Source organism: Brachybacterium sp. AOP25-B2-12 (assembly GCF_052378625.1).
Classification (GTDB): domain Bacteria; phylum Actinomycetota; class Actinomycetes; order Actinomycetales; family Dermabacteraceae; genus Brachybacterium.
Map to the genome: position 1 here is coordinate 1 of NZ_JBQSXW010000073.1, position 906 is coordinate 906.

At 66.8% G+C, this 906-nt stretch carries 1 protein-coding gene; it reads left to right on the forward strand.

Features of this window, described 5'->3' with window-relative positions:
- Positions 1-887 (forward strand): IS3 family transposase (locus ACT3TZ_RS15200; RefSeq protein WP_444584249.1); only part of this gene is annotated, 887 nt, incomplete at its 5' end.
- Between the last annotated feature and the right edge of the window lie 19 nt (positions 888-906).

Consider the following 906-nt stretch of genomic DNA (forward strand, 5'->3'; position numbering starts at 1 on the left):
AGCCGATCTGTCGAACGCTGACCGCAGCGGGCACGCAGATCGCGCCGAGCACGTACTACGCGTTCAAGACCCGCCCACCCTCGAAGCGAGCACTACGCGACGAGGAACTGCTGGTCGAGATCCACCGCGTCCATGCGGCGAACTTCGGCGTCTACGGGGCGAAGAAGGTCCACGCCCAGCTGCGCCGCGAGGGCGTCGTCATCGCGCGTTGCACGGTCGAGCGGCTCATGCGCGGCGCGGGGTTGCGAGGGGTCAGCCGGGCCAAGGGCCCGCGCACCACGATCTCCGGTCGTGGCCCGGATAATAGTCCTGACCTGGTCGAACGTGACTTCACCGCGACCGCTCCGAACCAGTTGTGGGTCGCGGACATCACCTACTGCCGCACCTTCGCCGGCTGGGTGTATGCCGCGTTCGTCATCGATGTGTTCTCCCGCCGCGTGGTCGGCTGGCAGCTGTCGAAGTCGCTGCGGACGGACCTCGCGTTGGACGCGCTCGAGATGGGCATCTGGACCCGCGATCACGCAGGCCAGGCCGTCTCCGGGCTCACGCACCACAGCGATAAGGGCGTTCAGTACGTCGCCATCCGCTACACCGAGCGTCTTGCTGAGGCCGGCGCGGCCGCCTCGGTCGGCTCCACCGGCGACTCGTATGACAATGCCCTGGCCGAGGCCTTCAACTCGCTGTTCAAGGCTGAACTGGTCCGCAACCGCGGGCCCTGGAAGAACATCGACGACCTCGAGATCGCGACCGCAGAATACATCGACTGGTTCCATCACCGGCGACTGCACGGCGAGATCGGCATGATCCCGCCCGTCGAGCTCGAGGACACCTACCATCACAACCACCCCGCACCGGCACCCGCCGACGCGGCACTTGCGAGCCTCTAACAAACCCGGGGCGATTCAC